General features: G+C 59.0%; 20 protein-coding genes. 14 read left to right on the top strand and 6 right to left on the bottom strand.

Features of this window, described 5'->3' with window-relative positions:
* The first annotated feature begins 24 nt into the window (after window positions 1-24).
* The 7 genes from ACR0MM_RS01610 to ACR0MM_RS01580 all read left to right on the top strand — a co-directional run bounded on the left by ACR0MM_RS01610 (window position 25) and on the right by ACR0MM_RS01580 (window position 6,626).
* Window positions 25-1,122 carry an OmpP1/FadL family transporter gene (locus ACR0MM_RS01610; protein WP_170403440.1) on the top strand — a complete coding sequence of 366 codons (1,098 nt, stop codon included), beginning with the start codon at window positions 25-27 and terminating at the stop codon, window positions 1,120-1,122.
* A 130-nt stretch (window positions 1,123-1,252) separates the two neighbouring features.
* Window positions 1,253-2,149: a DMT family transporter gene (locus ACR0MM_RS01605; protein WP_480694054.1), complete on the top strand. Its 897-nt coding sequence runs from the start codon at window positions 1,253-1,255 to the stop codon at window positions 2,147-2,149.
* A 49-nt stretch (window positions 2,150-2,198) separates the two neighbouring features.
* Window positions 2,199-3,071 (top strand): ATPase, encoded by an 873-nt coding sequence (locus ACR0MM_RS01600; RefSeq protein ID WP_170339449.1) that lies wholly within the window; start codon window positions 2,199-2,201, stop codon window positions 3,069-3,071.
* 37 nt (window positions 3,072-3,108) lie between these two features.
* Entirely contained in the window at window positions 3,109-4,026 is a 918-nt protein-coding gene (gene metA / locus ACR0MM_RS01595) for a homoserine O-acetyltransferase MetA (protein ID WP_093961900.1), read from the top strand.
* 13 nt (window positions 4,027-4,039) lie between these two features.
* Complete coding sequence (locus ACR0MM_RS01590; protein ID WP_254435636.1) at window positions 4,040-4,969, top strand: alpha/beta fold hydrolase; 930 nt, start codon at window positions 4,040-4,042, stop codon at window positions 4,967-4,969.
* Between the two features lie 49 nt (window positions 4,970-5,018).
* Window positions 5,019-5,888 (top strand): polyphosphate kinase 2, encoded by an 870-nt coding sequence (gene ppk2 / locus ACR0MM_RS01585; RefSeq protein WP_480694051.1) that lies wholly within the window; start codon window positions 5,019-5,021, stop codon window positions 5,886-5,888.
* A gap of 123 nt (window positions 5,889-6,011) precedes the next feature.
* Window positions 6,012-6,626 (top strand): TetR/AcrR family transcriptional regulator, encoded by a 615-nt coding sequence (locus ACR0MM_RS01580; RefSeq protein WP_480694049.1) that lies wholly within the window; start codon window positions 6,012-6,014, stop codon window positions 6,624-6,626.
* A gap of 3 nt (window positions 6,627-6,629) precedes the next feature.
* On the opposite strand, the gene ACR0MM_RS01575 is transcribed toward ACR0MM_RS01580, so the two are convergent.
* From ACR0MM_RS01575 to ACR0MM_RS01550, 6 genes are all read right to left on the bottom strand, one after another.
* The gene (locus tag ACR0MM_RS01575) at window positions 6,630-7,688 is read right to left on the bottom strand and encodes an adenylate/guanylate cyclase domain-containing protein (RefSeq protein WP_093961896.1); all 1,059 of its coding nucleotides are present in this window, start codon (window positions 7,686-7,688) and stop codon (window positions 6,630-6,632) included.
* Window positions 7,685-8,053, bottom strand: a complete 369-nt coding sequence (locus tag ACR0MM_RS01570; RefSeq protein WP_170338900.1) for a group I truncated hemoglobin — start codon at window positions 8,051-8,053, stop codon at window positions 7,685-7,687. Before ACR0MM_RS01570 ends, ACR0MM_RS01575 begins: the two co-directional genes overlap by 4 nt.
* 133 nt (window positions 8,054-8,186) lie before the next feature.
* Window positions 8,187-9,041: a glycosyltransferase family 25 protein gene (locus tag ACR0MM_RS01565; protein ID WP_480694047.1), complete on the bottom strand. Its 855-nt coding sequence runs from the start codon at window positions 9,039-9,041 to the stop codon at window positions 8,187-8,189.
* A gap of 114 nt (window positions 9,042-9,155) precedes the next feature.
* Window positions 9,156-9,833: a GntR family transcriptional regulator gene (locus tag ACR0MM_RS01560; RefSeq protein WP_170338904.1), complete on the bottom strand. Its 678-nt coding sequence runs from the start codon at window positions 9,831-9,833 to the stop codon at window positions 9,156-9,158.
* On the bottom strand, window positions 9,830-10,861 hold the full coding sequence (locus ACR0MM_RS01555; protein WP_480694045.1) for a Gfo/Idh/MocA family protein: 1,032 nt from the start codon (window positions 10,859-10,861) through the stop codon (window positions 9,830-9,832). The genes ACR0MM_RS01560 and ACR0MM_RS01555 overlap by 4 nt, the downstream gene beginning before the upstream one ends.
* Complete coding sequence (locus tag ACR0MM_RS01550; RefSeq protein ID WP_170528379.1) at window positions 10,858-11,949, bottom strand: isocitrate/isopropylmalate dehydrogenase family protein; 1,092 nt, start codon at window positions 11,947-11,949, stop codon at window positions 10,858-10,860. Before ACR0MM_RS01550 ends, ACR0MM_RS01555 begins: the two co-directional genes overlap by 4 nt.
* Window positions 11,950-12,080: 131 nt before the next feature.
* Between ACR0MM_RS01550 and ACR0MM_RS01545 the strand changes: the two genes are divergently transcribed.
* Genes ACR0MM_RS01545 through otnC form a run of 7 tightly spaced genes read left to right on the top strand, consistent with a single transcriptional unit; the run spans window position 12,081 to window position 18,360 of the window.
* Complete coding sequence (locus tag ACR0MM_RS01545) at window positions 12,081-13,088, top strand: Bug family tripartite tricarboxylate transporter substrate binding protein (RefSeq protein WP_170357621.1); 1,008 nt, start codon at window positions 12,081-12,083, stop codon at window positions 13,086-13,088.
* Window positions 13,089-13,146: 58 nt separating this feature from the next.
* Complete coding sequence (locus ACR0MM_RS01540) at window positions 13,147-13,896, top strand: hypothetical protein (protein WP_480694043.1); 750 nt, start codon at window positions 13,147-13,149, stop codon at window positions 13,894-13,896.
* Between the two features lie 4 nt (window positions 13,897-13,900).
* Complete coding sequence (locus ACR0MM_RS01535; RefSeq protein WP_170357619.1) at window positions 13,901-15,412, top strand: tripartite tricarboxylate transporter permease; 1,512 nt, start codon at window positions 13,901-13,903, stop codon at window positions 15,410-15,412.
* The gene (locus tag ACR0MM_RS01530) at window positions 15,412-15,699 is read left to right on the top strand and encodes a putative quinol monooxygenase (protein WP_480694041.1); all 288 of its coding nucleotides are present in this window, start codon (window positions 15,412-15,414) and stop codon (window positions 15,697-15,699) included. Before ACR0MM_RS01535 ends, ACR0MM_RS01530 begins: the two co-directional genes overlap by 1 nt.
* Window positions 15,696-16,493, top strand: coding sequence for an N-acyl homoserine lactonase family protein (locus ACR0MM_RS01525; RefSeq protein ID WP_480694039.1), 798 nt, complete (start codon window positions 15,696-15,698; stop codon window positions 16,491-16,493). Before ACR0MM_RS01530 ends, ACR0MM_RS01525 begins: the two co-directional genes overlap by 4 nt.
* The gene (gene otnK, locus ACR0MM_RS01520; protein ID WP_480694037.1) at window positions 16,490-17,719 is read left to right on the top strand and encodes a 3-oxo-tetronate kinase; all 1,230 of its coding nucleotides are present in this window, start codon (window positions 16,490-16,492) and stop codon (window positions 17,717-17,719) included. The genes ACR0MM_RS01525 and otnK overlap by 4 nt, the downstream gene beginning before the upstream one ends.
* The gene (gene otnC, locus ACR0MM_RS01515; protein WP_170595052.1) at window positions 17,716-18,360 is read left to right on the top strand and encodes a 3-oxo-tetronate 4-phosphate decarboxylase; all 645 of its coding nucleotides are present in this window, start codon (window positions 17,716-17,718) and stop codon (window positions 18,358-18,360) included. The genes otnK and otnC overlap by 4 nt, the downstream gene beginning before the upstream one ends.
* Window positions 18,361-18,470: the final 110 nt, after the last annotated feature.

Raw genomic sequence — 18,470 nt, 5'->3', positions numbered from 1 at the left:
CGGATAGTGAAAAGGGAGGAATACATGAAGAAAGCGCTGTTACAGGCGTGCGTGCTCTGTGCAGGGGCGACCGCCGCTCATGCCGGCGGGCTTGACCGAAGCGGTCAGGGCATCAACCTGATTTTTGAAGAGGGCTCAGTTGTCCAGTTTCGTCTGGGCTACACCGACCCGGATGTAAGCGGCACGATGCTTGGAGTCGACTCCGGTGATGTTGCCAAAGACTTCTTTTCGCCGCATCTGGGGTTTAAGACGTCTCTAAATGAGAAGTTGGATTTCGCGCTTATTTATGATGAGCCCTATGGCGCCGACATCGCGTACGCTTCGAACTATCCGCTATCGGCCGGAACTCTGACAAATGATGTTCTGCGCGCAAAAGCTGATACTGATGCCGTTACAGCCTTGCTGCGGTACAAGTTTGGAAACGGCTTTAGTGCGCTCGGGGGCTTACGGGTTCAACGTGTAAAAGCAAGTGTTTCGGTACCGGTGGCAGCTGACTACGTTGTTAACACCGACTCCGCAACGGACTTTGGTTACGTGATTGGTGTTGCATGGGAAAAGCCGGAGATTGCTGCCCGCGTTGCCCTGACTTACAACTCGAAGATTTCGCATGACCTCTCACAAACCGAGTCGAGCTTGCTCGTTGGAACGGTTAACTCTTCTAGCGAAATAGAAACTCCACAATCGGTCAACTTGGACTTTCAAACCGGCGTTGCTCCACGAACACTATTGTTTGGATCCATCCGCTGGGTCGACTGGCCGCAAACGGTTTACGATCCGCCGAACTATCCGCCGACCAGCGCGCTGGTGGACTATGACGATCCGACCTGGACCTATTCGCTGGGTCTTGGCTACCAGTTCTCCGAACAATTCTCGGGCGCAGTAACCCTTGGCTATGAATCGTCCACCAATGAGCCCGTTTCCAACCTGGGTCCGACCGACGGGTTCTGGAGCATCGGCCTTGGCGGCACCTACTCGATGGAACGCGCCAAGATTTCGGGCGGCGTTCGCTATACCGATCTGGGCGACGCAACCGCTGACGGTGCTGGCCCCGGGGCGCGGGCGAACTTCTCTGGAAACAGCGCGTGGAGCGTTGGTATTCAGGTGACCTACGCCCTGAACTAAGGGATACGCTCATACAGAATTGGAAAACCCCGCCCTTGTGGCGGGGTTTTTCGCATGATCCGGGTCGCTTACCGAATTGCCGAATGCAAGTATTCCGCGTGAGGCAAACAGAAACATGCAAGAAATAGCCATGACGCAACAAAAATCCCTCTCCGCCCTTGCTTGGTTCGAGCTCATTCTTCTTGGACTGATCTGGGGCGCGTCCTTCCTGGCGATCCGCGTCGCACTGGACACGATACCTGTGATGACGGCCGTGTTTCATCGCGTTTTCTGGGCCGCGCTTGCGCTTTGGGCCGTCGTTCTCCTCCGCCGAGAAACGATACCGAGGGACCTGCGTATTTGGGGCGCTTTTCTGGTCATGGGTCTGTTGAACAACGTATTGCCCTTCTCGCTGATGGCCTGGGGCCAATTGTATGTCGACACCGGTCTGACCTCGATCTTGAACGCTGCCACGGCAATCTTCGGTGTTCTGGTTGCTGCTGCGTTCTTTCCCGACGAGCGACTGACCAAACGTCGAGCCGTGGGTGTTGCGCTTGGCTTTGGCGGAGTTTCCACCGCAATCGGATTGCACAATTTCCTTGGGTTCAGCCTGCAAAGCGCTGCTCAGCTGGCCATTCTGGCGGGGACCGTATCCTATGCGCTGGCGGCTGTCTGGGCCCGTTTGCGCTTGTCAGGCCTGGCGCCGCAGGTTGCGGCGGCGGGAATGCTGAGCGGGTCAACCATCGTCATGCTGCCGGTAATGCTGGTCGTCGACGGTGTGCCGTCGTTCGACCTGCCTATGACAACTTGGCTCGCCGTAGCTTATTACGCACTCGTCGCTACGGCTGGGGCCTACCTGCTGTACTACAGGGTTCTGGCCGCAGCCGGCAGCGGCAACCTGCTGCTGGTCACCCTGATCATCCCTCCGGTCGCCATTCTGCTGGGCGCCTATGTCCGGCACGAAACCCTTGCCCCGAATGCCTTCATCGGCTTTGCGATCCTTGCATTGGGGCTATTGATCCTAAGCCGATCCCGCAGCCGAGATTGACGCCATCGCCGGGCCGATTTAGCTAGGACAAAACAAGGGACGGTTGCACATGATCTACAGCTCGGCAAAGGACTGGCGCGAAGCGGCGCGCAAAAAGGTGCTGTTTTTCGGCATGTCCGGCTTGGGCAAGACTTACGTGTCGAACATCCTTCGCGACTCGGGCGACTGGTTCCACTACTCGATCGATTATCGAATTGGCACGCGTTACATGGGTGAATACATCACCGACAACGCCAAGGCTGAGGCAATGAAGGTTCCCTTTCTGCGGGATCTGCTGCTCTCTGACTCGATCTATATCGGTTCCAACATTTCGTTCGAAAACCTGACGCCGGTCGCCGCCTATCTGGGCAAGCCCGGAAACCCGGCCTTGGGTGGGCTGGCGATGCCGGAATATCGGCGTAGACAAGAGCAGTTCCGGCAGGCCGAAATCCACGCTCTGCTGGACACCGAATTTTTCATTGACCGCGCTCAGCGTCTGTACGGGTACCCGCATTTTATCTGTGACACCGGCGGGTCAATCTGCGAATGGGTGGACCCTGACAACCCTTCCGACCACGTCCTGTCGGAACTGTCGCGCCAGACCCTGATGGTCTGGATCAAGGGTGACGACGATCACACCGCCGAACTGATCCGACGGTTCGACAAGGCTCCCAAACCGATGTCGTATCAGGCCGATTTCCTCACGCGCACCTGGCAGGAATACCTTGATCAGCACGGCTGCGCCGAGGCAGAGGTCAATCCCGACGACTTCATCCGCTGGACCTATGCCCGCGCCCTGGCCCACCGTCAGCCCAGATACCAATCCATGGCTGAGAATTGGGGGGTCACCGTTACCGCCGACGCAATCGGAAAGGTGCGGGATGCGCGTGATTTCGATGAGTTGATCGAGAGCACACTTGAGACCCGCGCCGCGGCGTCCTAACTAGAACGCTTCAGAAGAAACTGGAAAAACCCGCCTCATGCCTATCAAGATTCCGTCCGACCTCCCGGCCTTTGACGTTCTGACGAAAGAGGGCGTCATGGTCATGGCCGAGGATCAGGCCGCACGGCAGGACATCCGGCCCCTGAAGATCGGGTTGCTGAACCTGATGCCGAAAAAAATCCAGACCGAAAACCAGTTTGCCCGATTGATCGGCGCGACGCCTCTGCAAATCGAGTTGTCCCTGATCCGCATGACTGAGCATCAAACCAAAAACACCGCGGCCGAACACATGGAAGAGTTCTACCGCCCTTTTCAGGACGTGAAGGACCAGAAATTTGACGGCCTGATCATCACCGGCGCCCCCATCGAGCATCTGGAGTTTCAAGACGTCACCTATTGGGACGAACTGACCGAGGTGTTCGAATGGACCCGAACCAATGTGCATTCGACCTTCGGCGTATGCTGGGGTGGAATGGCGATGATCTATCACTTTCATGGCGTCAAAAAGTATATGTTGGACGCCAAGGCGTTTGGGTGTTTCCGGCATCGGAACCTGTCACCGGCCTCGCCTTTCCTGCGAGGCTTCTCGGATGACTGCGTGATCCCGGTCAGTCGCTGGACCGAAGTCCGTCAGGATGAAATCGACGCTGCCGAAGGGCTTGTGACCCTTCTGGGCAGCGACGAGGTCGGTCCGTGTCTTGTTGAAGATCGGCAGAACCGGGCGCTGTATATCTTCAATCACTTCGAATACGACAGTGACACGCTGAAACAGGAATACGACCGGGACGTGGCCAATGGCACTCCGATCAACGTGCCCATCAACTATTATCCCGACGATGACCCGTCCCGCACGCCTCAGAACCGGTGGCGTAGCCATGCGCATCTGCTGTATGGGAACTGGATCAACGAGATCTACCAGACCACTCCTTTCGACATGACGAAAATTGGTCATTAAGTCGTTGATATACTTGGGCCTGTTTGCGGCCCTTTTTGCGGCTTTGACGGCTTGGCTTGCCGCACGCCATGAGGCCCGGGCCGAGGCCGCGTTTCCGCCAGAGGGTCAGGTATTGGATGTCGACGGCGTTGCTGTACATGCCGTCGTCATGGGCGAAGGCCCGGATGTCGTCCTGATCCACGGGTCCAGCGGCAATACCCGGGACATGACGTTTGCTCTGGCGCCGTTGCTGGCAAAGTCCTTTCGGGTCATTGTATTCGACCGGCCGGGGCTGGGCTATTCTCAGAGCTTCTCGGCGGATGGCGAAACCATCGTTGAGCAGGCAGAAATCCTGCAGAAAGCTGCCGCGATGCTGGGGGCCGACAAACCCATCGTCGCCGGCCAAAGCTATGGCGGGTCGGTATCACTGGCCTGGGCTGTGACGCGACCTGACAACATCTCGGCTCTGGTCCTGATCGCCCCGGCCGCAGTGCCATGGGAAACTCCGCTCGATTCCTTCAACCGCATTGCCTCGACCTCCTGGGGAAATGCTCTCGTCCTGCCGTTGATCACCGCCTACGTTCCGGACTGGTACGTCAACAAAGCCCTGGATACGGTCTTTGCCCCCCAGACGGCACCAGAAGGCTATGCCGAGCACTTTGGCCCGGCCCTGACGCTCCGCCGGTCGTCGATGCATGCCAACGCAAAGCAACGGGCCAACCTCCTGGACGAAGTTGCCGAACTGCAACCGCGCTACCCTGAGATATCGGTGCCCACCGAAATCGTGCATGGTACGGCAGATACGACAGTTGGTCTGGGCTGGCATTCCGAGCGGCTGATCGAACAAATCCCCGGCGCTGAGCTGATTGAACTTGAAGGCATGGGGCACATGCCGCAGGTGGTGGACGCTCCGGAAGTTGCTGCTGCGGTCGAACGTGCCGCGGAACGAGCGGGTTTGCGTTAACCCCGCCCGTAATCCATAGTAGAAGCTGGATTTTATGGCGAGGCAACTCATGACCCGTGCAGCGGACCGAGCAATCAACAGCTACTTTCGGAACGACGCTCCCGAGAGCGTGCGAAAGGCCATCGAAGACGCTGAAAAAGGCGACATCCTGAACCCCAGCTACCCATATCAGGAGAGGATGAAGCGCAAGGACTATGACAAGCAGATGGAGGCCCTGCAGATCGAACTGGTCAAGATGCAGGCATGGGTCAAGGAAACCGGACAACGCATCGCGATCGTGTTCGAGGGTCGAGATGCAGCGGGCAAAGGCGGTACCATCAAGCGGTTCCGGGAAAACCTGAACCCGCGTGGCGCCCGCAATGTCGCCCTCAGCAAGCCCTCCGACGCCGAGCGCAGCCAATGGTACTTCCAGCGGTACATTCAGCACCTGCCATCGGCTGGCGAGATCGTTTTCTTCGATCGCAGCTGGTACAACCGGGGGGTCGTCGAAAACGTCTTTGGATTTTGCACCGCAGACCAGCGGGAACGCTTCTTCAGGCAGGTCATGCCACTGGAGAACGGGCTTGTTCATGACGGCATTCACCTGTTCAAATTCTGGCTCAACGTCGGGCGCGCAGAACAGCTCAGCCGGTTTCTCGCGCGCGAGAACGACCAGCTGAAACAATGGAAACTGAGCCCTATAGACATCGCCGGTCTGGGCAAATGGGATGAATACACGCAGTCGATTTCTGAAACTCTGACACGCTCCCATTCCGATCTGTGCCCTTGGACGATCATCCGTTCGGACGACAAGAAGCGTGCCCGGCTTGCGGCAATCCGGGCGGTATTGTCGACCTTGGACTATGACGAAAAGGACGCCGAAGCCGTTGGAGAGCCCGACCCGATGATTTGTGGCGGACCGGAAATCTGGGATGCGTAGTCTAGGGCGCCTTTTGTCAAGCGGTGGCCCCTCCGATCATGCCCCGGGGATTGGACCTGCTGCGCCGCGTGCATTATGTCTGGTTGGTAAAAGAGCACGCAACCACAGGCAGGTGCCGTCGGAATGACCAAACGCGGCTATCACCATGGAAATCTGAAACAGGCGCTGATCGACGCCGCCCTCTCGCTGATCGAAGAAAAAGGTCCGACCGGCTTTACCCTGTCTGAGGCCGCGAAACGGGCCGGTGTCACCCCAGCCGCGGTTTACCGGCACTATCAGGGTCGCGAGGATCTGATCGCCGAGGCGGCCCGTCAGGGGTTCGAGATGTTCGCGGACCTCATGCAGTATGCCTACGACAAGGGGCAGCCCTCGGCGCTGGCCGCTTTCGAAGCGACCGGGCGCGCATATCTGGCGTTTGCGCGCAAGCATCCCGGCCACTACATCTCGATGTTCGAAAGCGGAATCTCGGTCAACCGGACGCCCGAGCTGGCGCTGGCCGCCAACCGGGCAAAGGAGGTGCTGGAAATGGCTGCGGCCAATCTTTCAGAACACATCCCGCCGGAAAAGCGACCACCGGCGTCTATGTTCAGCGCGCATATCTGGGCGATGAGCCATGGTGTCGTCGAGCTTTATGCCCGCAATGCGGGGGCCAGTTCGCCCTTCCCGCCCGAAGACCTTCTGGAATCCGGGATCGGCATTTACCTCAGAGGGTTGGGGCTGGTTCCGCCCGACGAATGATCGTCAAAACATCCGGCTGGCATGCGGTGCGTTCAGCCGTGAGGTGACATTGATCAGATCCATCATGCCCATCCCCTTGATGTCGACCGGACCCAGATCCGAGACCTGAAATTCATCGATCAGGGCGTATTTCATCTCTTCCGGGGCAACGATGTTCATGGGGTTCGCAAAGACCTGCAACCGCGATGCTATATTCACGGCCGGTCCGAAAACGTCATAGACGTATTTCTGGATCCCTACCACTGACCCAACGGCGGGCCCCATGCCAAGCCCGATCCTGGCCTGCCATTTGTGCGGATGACTTTCGTTGCGCCGTTCCAGATACCGCAGAAATCGGACCGCACAATGCGCAACCGCCGTGGCATGGTCGGGCGTGGCGTCGGGCATGCCTGAGACCGCAAGATAAGCGTCTCCGATCGTCTTGATCCGTTCACACCCGAACTGTTCGACGATCCGGTCGAAGGCGGTGAAGATGTCATTCAACTCGCTGAGGGTGACCGTAGGGTCGGTTTTTGCCGCAAAATCCGTAAAGCCGACGAAATCCAGCATGACCACGGAAACCTGATCATACAGCTGAGGCGTCACTACGCCGAAGGTTTTGAACTCTTCATAAACCGCACGCGGCATCAGGTTCAGCAAAAGCCGTTCGACCCTTTCTTTTTCTCTTTCCAACTCGCGGGTGTTGCGCTCGACCATGGTCGAATAGCTGTCGATCATGCTTTCCAGCTCACGAATTTTCGTTATGTTCTGACATTCGACAACCAGAACCTGCTCATCCATCCCGTTGGCCAAGGAAATCGTCACCGCGAAGATCAGCGTGCGGCGCTTGGGCTTCATCTGCAGCTCGGCCGAGTATCGCAGGCCCGATTGTTTGACGTCATCCAGTTCGCGCTGGTCGAGATCCGGCAATATATCCAAAAGTGTCTGGCCGGGCTCGGGTTTGCCGAACCATTCGGCAAATGGACCATTGTGGAACACGAAGGTCAGGTCCGAGGCCCGCAATACCGCTACACCGACCCCGATGGCACGCAGCAGATGCTCGTTGATGGCCAGGATGCTCATGCCGCATCCCGGGCAACGATGATCGCCCTTTTGCCTTCGATCGCAGCCAGCGCGACCTGCACGTCATCTTCGGTCATTCCATGAATTGAAAGGGCTTCGCCGAACAGCGTAGCCATCTCGTCGAAATCATCGTGGCTGATGTTGAGGTGCCGATGCACGGCCTCGATCCGATCATCACTGAAAGACGCGGGACCACCCACCAGAGACGAAACGAATTTGGTTTGGTGATCAATCAACCGTGGCATGTCGATATCTTCGAAGTAGCCTCCGATCTCATCCGATTCCAATGCCATTTCGTAAAATGTCATCACGATCCGGCTGATGGTTTTGAACCCGCCGTACTTCTCGTAAATCGTTTGACCCACACCAAAACCCCAACAAATCGCGCAATAACACTGCGAGGTTATATCAAATCGAGAGTTTTGTTAACGTTTATGCACTTTGCGACCGGCGCGGATGGTTGGAACCGCTTGGTTTATCACCGCTGGCACAAAGACTTCAGGACCAAGGGCGCACGATTAGATCGTCGGCACAGGGAATGAAGTCCACCATGCCGCCGCGCTGGACAAGCCGCGCCTGACCGCCCAGCTTCCATTTCAGTTTTCGGCCGGCTGACTGAAGCTCGCGCCGCAGCCGAAACCACGTGGGGCCCTTGTCCAATCCGCTGTTTGTGGCTGCGTTTTGGGTTCGTTCGCTGCTTTTGACCGGTTCGTCGATCTGCTCCTGCCGCCCCGACCAGATCATCTGGACACCAACGGCCGGAAAGCACTGAAACATGTTCCAATCCCTGCGCGGCAAGGACAGAAAGTCATCGAGATGGTCCGAATATCTCTGCGACCAGGCCAACAATTTGCGGCAGCCTGCCTGTGACAGAACATAGGCCGCCGCACTTGGCGCCATTTCCAACATTGGGCGCACGCGGACATTTCCGATCCCGGTCTCCGGCCCAAAGCGCAGTGACCGGGGCGAGTAATCCAATTTGACGCAATCATAGGCTTCCGGGTGGTTCAGAACTTCGGTGATCACCCGGCCAGCGCCAGAGGACATTTCCACATCATCCTCAAAGACGACAGCGGCTGGAAGGTTCCGATCGGCGATCCGTTGCCAAACCGATCTATGGCTTTCGAAACAGGCGATTTCGCTGGTCGTCAGACCCCAGCGCGTTCCCGTTCCCGCGACATATCCGTTTTGCTCCAACGCGCCCGACTGACTGGCATCCGTGGCGCTGATCCTATGTGCACCCACAAGGCCCGCCTTCAGAAACTGCGCTTTCATGAACGCCCGGCGCTCGGGCACCCGGTCCAGATTGATGTAATAGACGCTGTCGCCTGCCATCTGCTGGGTTATCTGCACCGGAAGTCCTTTCGCATCGCGCGCCGCTTTATTGGCCATATCCCCAGTTGGGACCTGAAGTCCAGATTGCACCGCCGGCAGATCTACGGCCAGCGGGCTGAGCGAACTGACTGGCTACAGCTTGTTCAGCCGATGCTTTTCCAAGATGTCGATGATGACGGATTTGGCATGCAGCCGGTGCTGGCGATGCCGGTCGCGCGCGACATCAGGTTTGCCGTCACGGATTGCGGTATAGACCGCACGGTGATCCTCGTTCGATTTGACCGGCAACGGGCGGATGAACAGGGTCGAGGCCCGCGCCCTGCGAACCTGGTCACTCATCATGGAAACGATGCTTTCCACCCGTCGGTTGCCACCCAATCGGACAAGCTCGCGGTGGAACAGGTCATCAGCCTTGGCCCACGCCTCCAGGTCTTCCTCACCGATGGCGCGATCCATTTGGGCGATCGAGTCCGCCAACGGCTGAAGGTCCTGTTCGGAAAATCCGGCCTCGGCCGCGCGTTCGGCTGCAAGGCTCTCCAACTCGGTCAGAATGTCATAGATCTCGCGCATGTCATCCGGAGATACCGGTAGGATCCGCACCCCTTTGCGCGGCCGCATTTCCAGCAGGCCCTTGCTTTCCAGCATCAGCGCTGCTTCGCGAACCGGCGTGCGCGACATCCCCAACTGCTCGGCCAATTCGGTTTCCAGATGGTCGGTGCCGGCGGCCAACTCTCCGGTCAGGATCATCCGCCGCAAGTCCCGCACCGCGCGCTGGGTATTCGAGAGAGCCTTGCCGGTCTCGTTTTTCATTCGGCCTCCAAAACGATTTTCCTGCCCTCCGCATCAGATCTGTAGATCGCCTGTTCAATGCGGATAACGTCCAGATAGTCCGGGCCAGTATTTTCCAAATGCGTTCCATTTAGAAGACCGGATATGACATGCTGCTGCAATGCGTGCACGCAATCGCCGCCAAAGCCCTCCCATTTATCGGGTGCAAGCAACTGCTCTCTGCTCTGGCTGCCGAATTCCCGCAGCCCAACGGCGCCAAAGCCATCCATCGTCAGTGTTCCGCCAGTACCTTCGATCAGGGCCTCCCCCATGGTGCGGCGCAGATTGTCCGAGGCATGATCCAGGTTCCGGTTGCCATCGAATACGGCCCTCAAGCCGTTTTCGAACTCAAAGATGACATAGCCTGCGTCCTCTCCGGCAATGACCGGGTTTATCCGCCGCAGATCCGCGTAAACCGAGACTGGCTTGCCGAACAAGAACCGGAACGTATCGACCCAATGCACCGCCGTTTCGTGGATCAAAAAACGCGGCATTTCCTGAAAATAGGGTTGCCGATCAAGATAGGCGCGCGGCCCCTGCCCGTCGCCCGGGCGCAGCCGGAACGTGGCCTGCAGCGGCGTCCCGATATCCCCCCGTTTCAAAGCGTCCTTCATCACCCGATACCACGGCTGAAAACGAAAATTCTCGTGGACAACGACGGTGGCTCCGGCATCCTGAGCGTCCTGCAGTACAGCCTCCGCTTCTGCCAGAGAACGACAAAACGGTTTTTGGCACAGGATCCAACCCACACCTGCGTCCAGCGCGGCACGAATTGCGTCGGCATGACCGTCAGGCGGCAGGATTATGTCCAACAGCTGGGGAGATTCCCGGGCCAGCATCGACGGCAGATCATCATAGGCAGGCAACCCAGTGGCGGCCGCCTTCTCGAGATCGCGATCACATGCGGCGACCAGTTGAACCTGCGGTATGCGGCGCCAGCTGCCATAGTGGAACTGGCTGAAATAGCCGGCGCCGACACAGGCGACACGAATGAACTGCTGGCTGTTCACGCCAAAAACACCCTGTCCGCCACCGCTCGCGCTGCGGCCAGCGTGTCGGCTTCTCCGCCCAGATCACGGGTCAGAATTCGGCCCTCGGATACGACGCTGTCGACTGCCGCGTGCAGCCGTTGCCCATCGCGCGACAACGCGGGGTTTTGATGCCGCAACCCAAGCCATTCCAGCATCATCGCCGCCGACTGGAACATGGCAAACGGATTGGCGATGCCTTCCCCGGCAATGTCGGGGGCGGATCCGTGACAGGGCTGGAACACCGCATGATCCAGACCAATGTCAGCCGAGGGCGCCAGCCCCAGCCCTCCCATCAGACCGGCCCCAAGGTCAGACAGGATGTCGCCAAACATGTTTTCCGTGACCAGAACATCAAATTCCCAAGGCTTTTGAACCATCCACAAGGCCGTTGCATCCACATAGGCATGATCCGCTACCAAATCCGGGTGACGCTCAGCCTCGGCATCGAACAGATCCCGGAAGAATGCAAAGGCGCGGAAGACGTTGGCCTTGTCCACACAGGTGACACGACCCCGACCCTGCCCGGACGTTTTTCGGTCATGCGCCAACTGGAAGGTAAACCGAAACAGCTTTTCGCAGACCTCTCGGGTGATCAGCAGCGTCTCGCGCGCCTCGTCCTCGGTCACTTCTCCGCACCCCTGGGTGTGAAACAACCCCTCAGTGCTTTCGCGGATCAGAACAAAGTCAATTTCCTTGCCAGGCGGCAGGGCCAACGGTGTTGCTTGCCCAGCTCTCACCCGCACAGGGCGCACGCCGGCAAACAGCCCCAGCGCCTTGCGGAGGTCGATCTGAGGTGAAATCTCGGTCCCATCCGGGTACCGAACGTCCGGCAAACCCATCGCGGACAGTAGAATGGCATCTGCCTGCCGCGCCGCATCCATTGACGTTTTCGGAAATGATTCTCCGGTTTGCGCATAGTGGGCTGCCCCGGCCGGAACCTCCCGAAACTCAAGTGTATAGTCCTCGGTCTGCTCCGACAGCTGCGCAAGGATGCTTAGCGTCGGAGCCATGATTTCCGGGCCGATCCCGTCCCCGTGGAACACTGCAATCTCTAGTTTCTCGGCCATCTGCGCCCTGCGTCCTTTTCCTGTGTTCTTGCGTTCGACCTTAAATCAATTCCGGTCGTTGACAACGCATTGTGTAATGTATACGCAATTAAATGCAACAACAAACACACCACTGAATCTGGGAGGAAAAGATGAAGTCGAAAATCGCAAGGTTGGCAGCGGCCGCCCTAATGTCGGCAGGTGCCGCAGGGCTCGTCAGCGCACAGGAATATCCGTACCGGGACATTACCACCGCCGTCGTCTGGGGCGCCGGAGGCGGTACCGACACCATCAACCGGATGATCATGGCCGAGATGGAGAAACATCTGCCGGTGTCGATCAACGTGATCAACCAGACCGGAGGCGTGGCGGGTTCAAACGGAATGGTCTACGTCATGAACCAGCCTGATGACGGCTATACGTTGGTGGGACTTTCCGAATCGAACGTGACCGCCGCCGTCCAGGGCGGCTGGGACAAAAAGTTCGACTACTGGTATCCGTTCATCGTTGGCGGCTCGCCTGATTTGATCTCGGTTCCCGCCGACAGCCCCTACAACAGCCTTGAAGAGCTGGTGGACGCGGCGAAGGCCGCTCCCGGAACCATCCCCGCGGCAGCCTCGGGTGCGGGATCCATCCACCATCTGAACCTGCTGGCCATCGAAAAGGGTTCGGGCGCCGAGTTCAAATTCGTCCCCTACAAAGGCTCAGCTCCGGGGCAAGAGGCCGCCATCGCCGGTGAAGTTGCGCTGGTCGTGACCTCGCTGGCGGAACAGGCCCCGCTGATCGAAGGCGGACAGTTGCGCCCGCTGGCGATGCTGACACCTGAAAACGCGGAAATCGCGGGAATGACCGTTCCTTCGGCCTTTGGCATCTATGACGGGCTCGACCAATATTTGCCGCTGAAACAGGCAATCGGCTTTGCGGTCCACAATTCGGCAAGCGACGATGTAAAGGCAAAACTGGCCGAAGCATTCCAGAAAGCCATGGCCTCGCAGGCCGTGGCCGATTGGGCCGCGGCAAACAATTATGACATCGGCGGACAGTACGGACCCGAGGCGCAGAAGCTGTTCTCGACGTTGGAATCCACCTTTGCATACACCCTGCAAGATTTGGGTGCGACGACCGTCGATCCGGCCTCTCTGGGCATCGAGAAGCCCTGAGCGACAAACGATCTTGGGGGCGCGGTTCCGCGCCCCTTTTTTGCACGGGAGGGCAAAGTTGGAAAAGGCTGAGGACATTCTGGTCCTGCGCGCACGGGATTTCTGGGCGTCGCTGGTTTTGGGGGCGACATCGGTGTTCTTTCTGTGGAAGACCATGGACATCCCCTTGTGGGGTGAAAACAAGGCGGGGGTCAGCGGTACCCAATGGTACGACTCAGCAGCCATTGTTCCGTTGTTCATCTTTGTGGGCCTGTTGTGCCTCTCGACGGCGCTGTTCGTGATCTCGGTCCGGTCCGGCGGGGCGCGGCACGCCCTTGGTGCGGCTGGCATCGGCTGGAACCCTGACGAAGCATTTCGGTTTTCCACCATTGGCCTGATCCTTCTGGCTTATGTGGGCGGGCTGGTCCCGCGCGTCGATTTCATCCTGTGTTCCGGCCTTCTGATTACCGCTCTCATATTTGGGTATTACGGTGGGCACCCGCGGCGCGCGATGATCGCCTGCGGCGCCGTTTGCCTGGCTGGGTTCACATCCTGGTTGCTCTACCCTGCTCAAGCCGACTGGAACGCCCATGCGGACGACTGGATCACGTTGGGCATTTGGGTTGCCCTGACGATCCCGGTTTTGATCAAAGCCCGGTCCGAGCGGCTTTTGCGGGTCGTTCCCTACATTGCCGTCCTCGCCCCACTTACTCTTGTTTGCGCCATGGCCTTCGGATTTCGCCAGAATGTTCCGGCCCGTGGTGGCTTGCTGTTTCAACAAATCGAGTACCACTACTACGTGACGCTCCGCCCGATCTGGAAAGGCTAAGACCATGGAGTTCGTCTTGTCTCAGCTGGCGGGCTTCGGCCATGCCTTTGCTGCGCTGGTCGCCGATCCGCTGACCTATCTCTATCTGGTTTTTTCGGTCTTTCTGGGCATCACATTCGGTGCCCTGCCCGGCCTGACTGCGACCCTTGCCGTGACCATTCTGACCGGTTTCTTCGGCAACAAGATCCCGCTGGATTACTCTTTGATCGCGCTGCTGGGCGCATATGTGGGGGCGATTTACGGCGGGTCCTATCCCTCGATCCTGCTGAACATCCCAGGCACCGCCGCCAGCGCCGCCACCGCAATGGACGGTCACCCGCTTGCCAAGGCCGGACGCGGAGGTGAGGCGCTTGGATTGACGACGACGGCCAGTTTCATCGGGACCATCATCGGCACACTCACGCTCCTGATCTTCGTCTGGGCACTGCTGCTTGTTTCAAAGAACATCGCAAGCCCGGAAAAGGCGCTACTGGCCCTGTTCGGTATCCTTCTGTCTGGCACGCTCATGAGCGAGGACCTGGTACTCAAAGGGTGGATATCCGGTTTGATCGGGCTTGCCATGGCCATGGTCGGACTTGACCCCTTGCTGTCCGAGCCCCGCTACACCTTCGGCTGGTCCTACATGCTGAGCGGGTTCCAGGTGGTGCCCGTTCTCATGGGGGCCTTCGCGATCCCTCAGATCATCGAAGGCCTGCGCCATGTCGAAGCCGGCAAGGTCATGGCTCTGAAGGGCTCGATCCTGCCAAATCTCTCGACGGTCCGCCGTCACCTGCCCACCATCGGCAGGTCCGGCGTGATCGGCACCGGCGTTGGTGCCCTGCCGGGCGTCGGCGAGGATGTTGCCGGATGGGTCAGCTACGGTGTCGGCAAAACCGTTTCGAAGGATGGGAAGAACTTCGGCAAAGGTTCACTGGACGGGCTTTTGTGTTCGGAGACCGCCAACAACGCCTGCATCGGCGGCGCACTGATCCCGCTGTTGGTACTGGGCATCCCCGGCTCGCCACCCGCGGCCGCGCTGCTGGGGGCGTTCAAAATCAACAACGTCATCCCCGGCCCCACGATCGACCCCGAAATCATCCTGCGGGTCGTGGCCATCCTGGTGCTGGCATCGTTGACGATGTTCCTGATGGGCCTTTTCACCGCGCGGGTCTTCATCAAGATTCTCAAAATCCCGCAAACCGTTTTCTTGCCCGTCGTGATGGTTCTGACCACGATTGGGTCGTTCAGTGTGGGGGGCGGCATCAATGACCTTTACCTTATGCTGGGGGTCGGCTTCGTAGCCTATTTCATGAACCTGATGAAGTATCCGATTGCGCCGCTGGTCATTGGCGTCATCCTTGGCGGGTTGTTCGACGAGACATTCCGCCGGTCACTGTTCCTGTCGGATGGTGATCTGTCGGTATTTGTTTCTCGACCCGGAGCAGCAATTCTGCTGGTGTTGAACCTGGCGCTGATCCTCAGCCAATTGCCTCCGGTCAAACGCCTGTTCGCCCGTCTGAAAGGAGCGCCCGCCTGATGTATGCCGTTACCGTAACCTTCGAGTTGAAGCCCGGGACACGCGAGCGTTTCCTGCCTCTGATGCTGGACAACGCGCGCACGTCGTTGAGCGACGAACCCGGGTGCCTGCAATTCGACGTCTGCGCAGGGGACGATCCGGCCTTCTTTTTTCTGTATGAGATCTACTCGAACGCCGACGCTTTCAGGATCCACTTGGACAGTCCGCATTTCAAGACATTCGATCTGGCGGTTTCGGATATGGTGGTCCGAAAGCAGGTCAACACGTTCTCCGAGGTCATGCGATGAACGACTGGGAAGTCTATGCCATCAAATATGCGGACAGAAATGCCCGCACCCGCGCCGACAGCTTCATAATGGATAACGATCACGCGGCCCCTCATGCCATGGACTACTACCTGTGGCTGCTCAGGCGCGGCACTCAGGTCATTCTGGTGGATACCGGATATGACACCGACGAAGGGCTGAGCCGCGGACGTCCTATTGCCATGGATCCACGTGATGCCTTGCGGCCATTCGGGATCGCGCCAGAGGCCATTCAGCAAGTGATCGTCACGCACCTGCACTATGACCACGCAGGGGGTCTGCACCTGTTTCCAAACGCCACGTTGCATATGCAGGCGGCCGAGATGGCCTTTGCCACGGGTCCCTGCATGTGTCACGACACTCTGCGCGCGCCATTTTCGGCCGGTCATATCTGCGAGGCGGTCAAGCGGCTTTATTCCGGCAAAGTGGTTTTCCATGACGGCGACGCCGAGCTGGCTGACGGAGTCACGGTCCATTGCATCGGCGGCCACTCCCGCGGGCTGCAATGCGTACGTGTCCGGACTGCCAGCGGCTGGATGGTTTTGGCCTCGGACGCATCGCATTACTACGAGAACTTCATGGCCCGAAAACCATTTCCCATTGTGGTCGACCTGCAGGACATGCTGGACGGCTTTGACAACCTGCAAAGACTCGCATCCGCCCCCGGTCTGATCATCCCTGGCCACGATCCGCTGGTCCGGTCCGTTTTTCCCCCGGGACCAGCCGACCACATCAACCGTTTGGACACGGGGCCAATCAGAGAGATCAAACTATGAAGATCGGAGTCATTGCCGATGATTTCACCGGCGCATCCGACATTGGCCTGACCCTCGCTGAGGGCGGCATGCGCGTCAGCCAGTTTGTTGGCATCCCAACGGGCCACACGGACCAGGATCTGGATGCGGCCGTGGTTGCGCTCAAGTCCCGCACGGCCCCGGTTGACAAGGCGGTGCGCGACAGTCTGGCAGCCTGTGACTGGTTGCTATCCCAAGGTGCGCAGCAAATCGTCTTCAAGGTGTGTTCAACCTTTGACAGCACCGCAAAGGGCAATATCGGTCCGGTTCTGGATGCGCTGTCGGAAAGGCTGAACGCTCCGACCACAATCGTCTGCCCGGCTTTTCCTGAAAATGGGCGCAGCGTTTACCAAGGGCACCTGTTCGTGCAGGACAAGTTGCTGAGTGAAAGCGGCATGCAGAACCATCCACTGACTCCGATGACCGACCCTGATCTCCGGCGTCTGCTGGCCGCTCAGTCCGCCCGTCCGGTTCATCATTTGGCCGCCTTGGTGGTCATGCAGGGCGCTGCAGCCATTCGGTCCGCCTTGCCTGCCAAAGGTCATACGATTGTCGACGCGATCCGCGACGCAGACCTGCTGGAAATCGGCAAGGCTGCCCGCGATACCCTGCTCCTTTGCGGCGGGTCCGGGATAGCGCTTGGGTTGCCTGCAAATTTTGGGTTCGAACCGCGACACCCACAGTGGGACGGAGTGTCCGGACCCGGCATCGTGCTGTCAGGATCCTGCAGTCGCGCCACCCGAGAGCAAGTCTCGCGCTACCGGGACATCGCCCCACACCGCGAAGTCACCGCGCGGGACGCGGTCAGCGGCTCGATCTCGGTGGAAGAATTGGTCAACTGGGCGCTCGAGCAGAAACAAGCGCCGCTGATCTACTCTTCGGCCGATCCACAAGTCGTGAGGCAAGCACAGGACTGCTTCGGCAAGGAACAGGCATCTGCCGCGATCGAAAACCTGTTCTCCGATCTCTCCCGCAGCCTGCGGACCGCGGGCTTCCGACGGATGGTCATTGCAGGGGGTGAGACTTCGGGCGCGGTTGTCCAGGGCCTGCGCGCACAGCAGTTGCAGATCGGCCCCCGCTTGGCAGCCGGCGTTCCCATGGTACTCCTGGCCGGCACCCCGTCCGTTGCACTGGCGCTGAAATCGGGCAATTTCGGCGGCCCCGATTTCTTTGCGGACGCCTTGAACAGAATGGAGCAACAACAATGAGCGAAGCGGCGAAGCTGCGGGAAGAAATCTGTCTGCTTGCAAAGTCGATGTTCGACCGGGGACTGACCTGCGGCGCGTCGGGCAACATCTCGGCCCGGCTGTCCGACGGAACGATCCTGGTAACGCCGACCGGCAGTTCGATGGGGTTTCTCGACCCGGCACGGATCAGCCATCTGGATGCCCGGTTTCAGCACATTGATGGCGACTTGCCGACCAAGGAAGTCCCTCTGCACTCGGCCTTCTACGACACAAGGCAGCAGACCGGGGCTGTGGTCCACCTCCACTCGACGCATTCGGTGGCCTGGTCCATGCTTCCCGAAGTTGACCCCGAAGACGTTCTGCCGCCGTTGACCCCGTATTCAATCATGCGGGTCGGTCGGGTGAAATTACTGCCATTCTTCCTGCCCGGCGACCCTGAAATGGGAAATGCGGTCCGGGGACTGGCCGGACAGCGCAGCGCGGTGCTGCTGGCCAATCACGGCCCTGTGGTTGCCGGCAAAGACATCTGGGCGGCCAGTTTCGCAATGGAGGAACTGGAGGAAACCGCAAAACTCGCCCTGTTGACCCGGGGCCTGAACCCTCGCCAGCTGAGCGCCGAACAGATTTCAGCCCTGTACGACATGACAGGCCACAACAAGTAGCCGGTTCGAACACCCGCTGCTCTGACAACACGCCTTGCGGTCCAATCGGCCGGATTTCGGCTATTGTCGCCAGCCTTTGCGTCCATTTGTGGCAATGATCATCTCAAGCT

This window comes from Ruegeria sp. BC6, from assembly GCF_056539185.1.
This window is presented reverse-complemented; position numbering and strand designations above follow the sequence as displayed.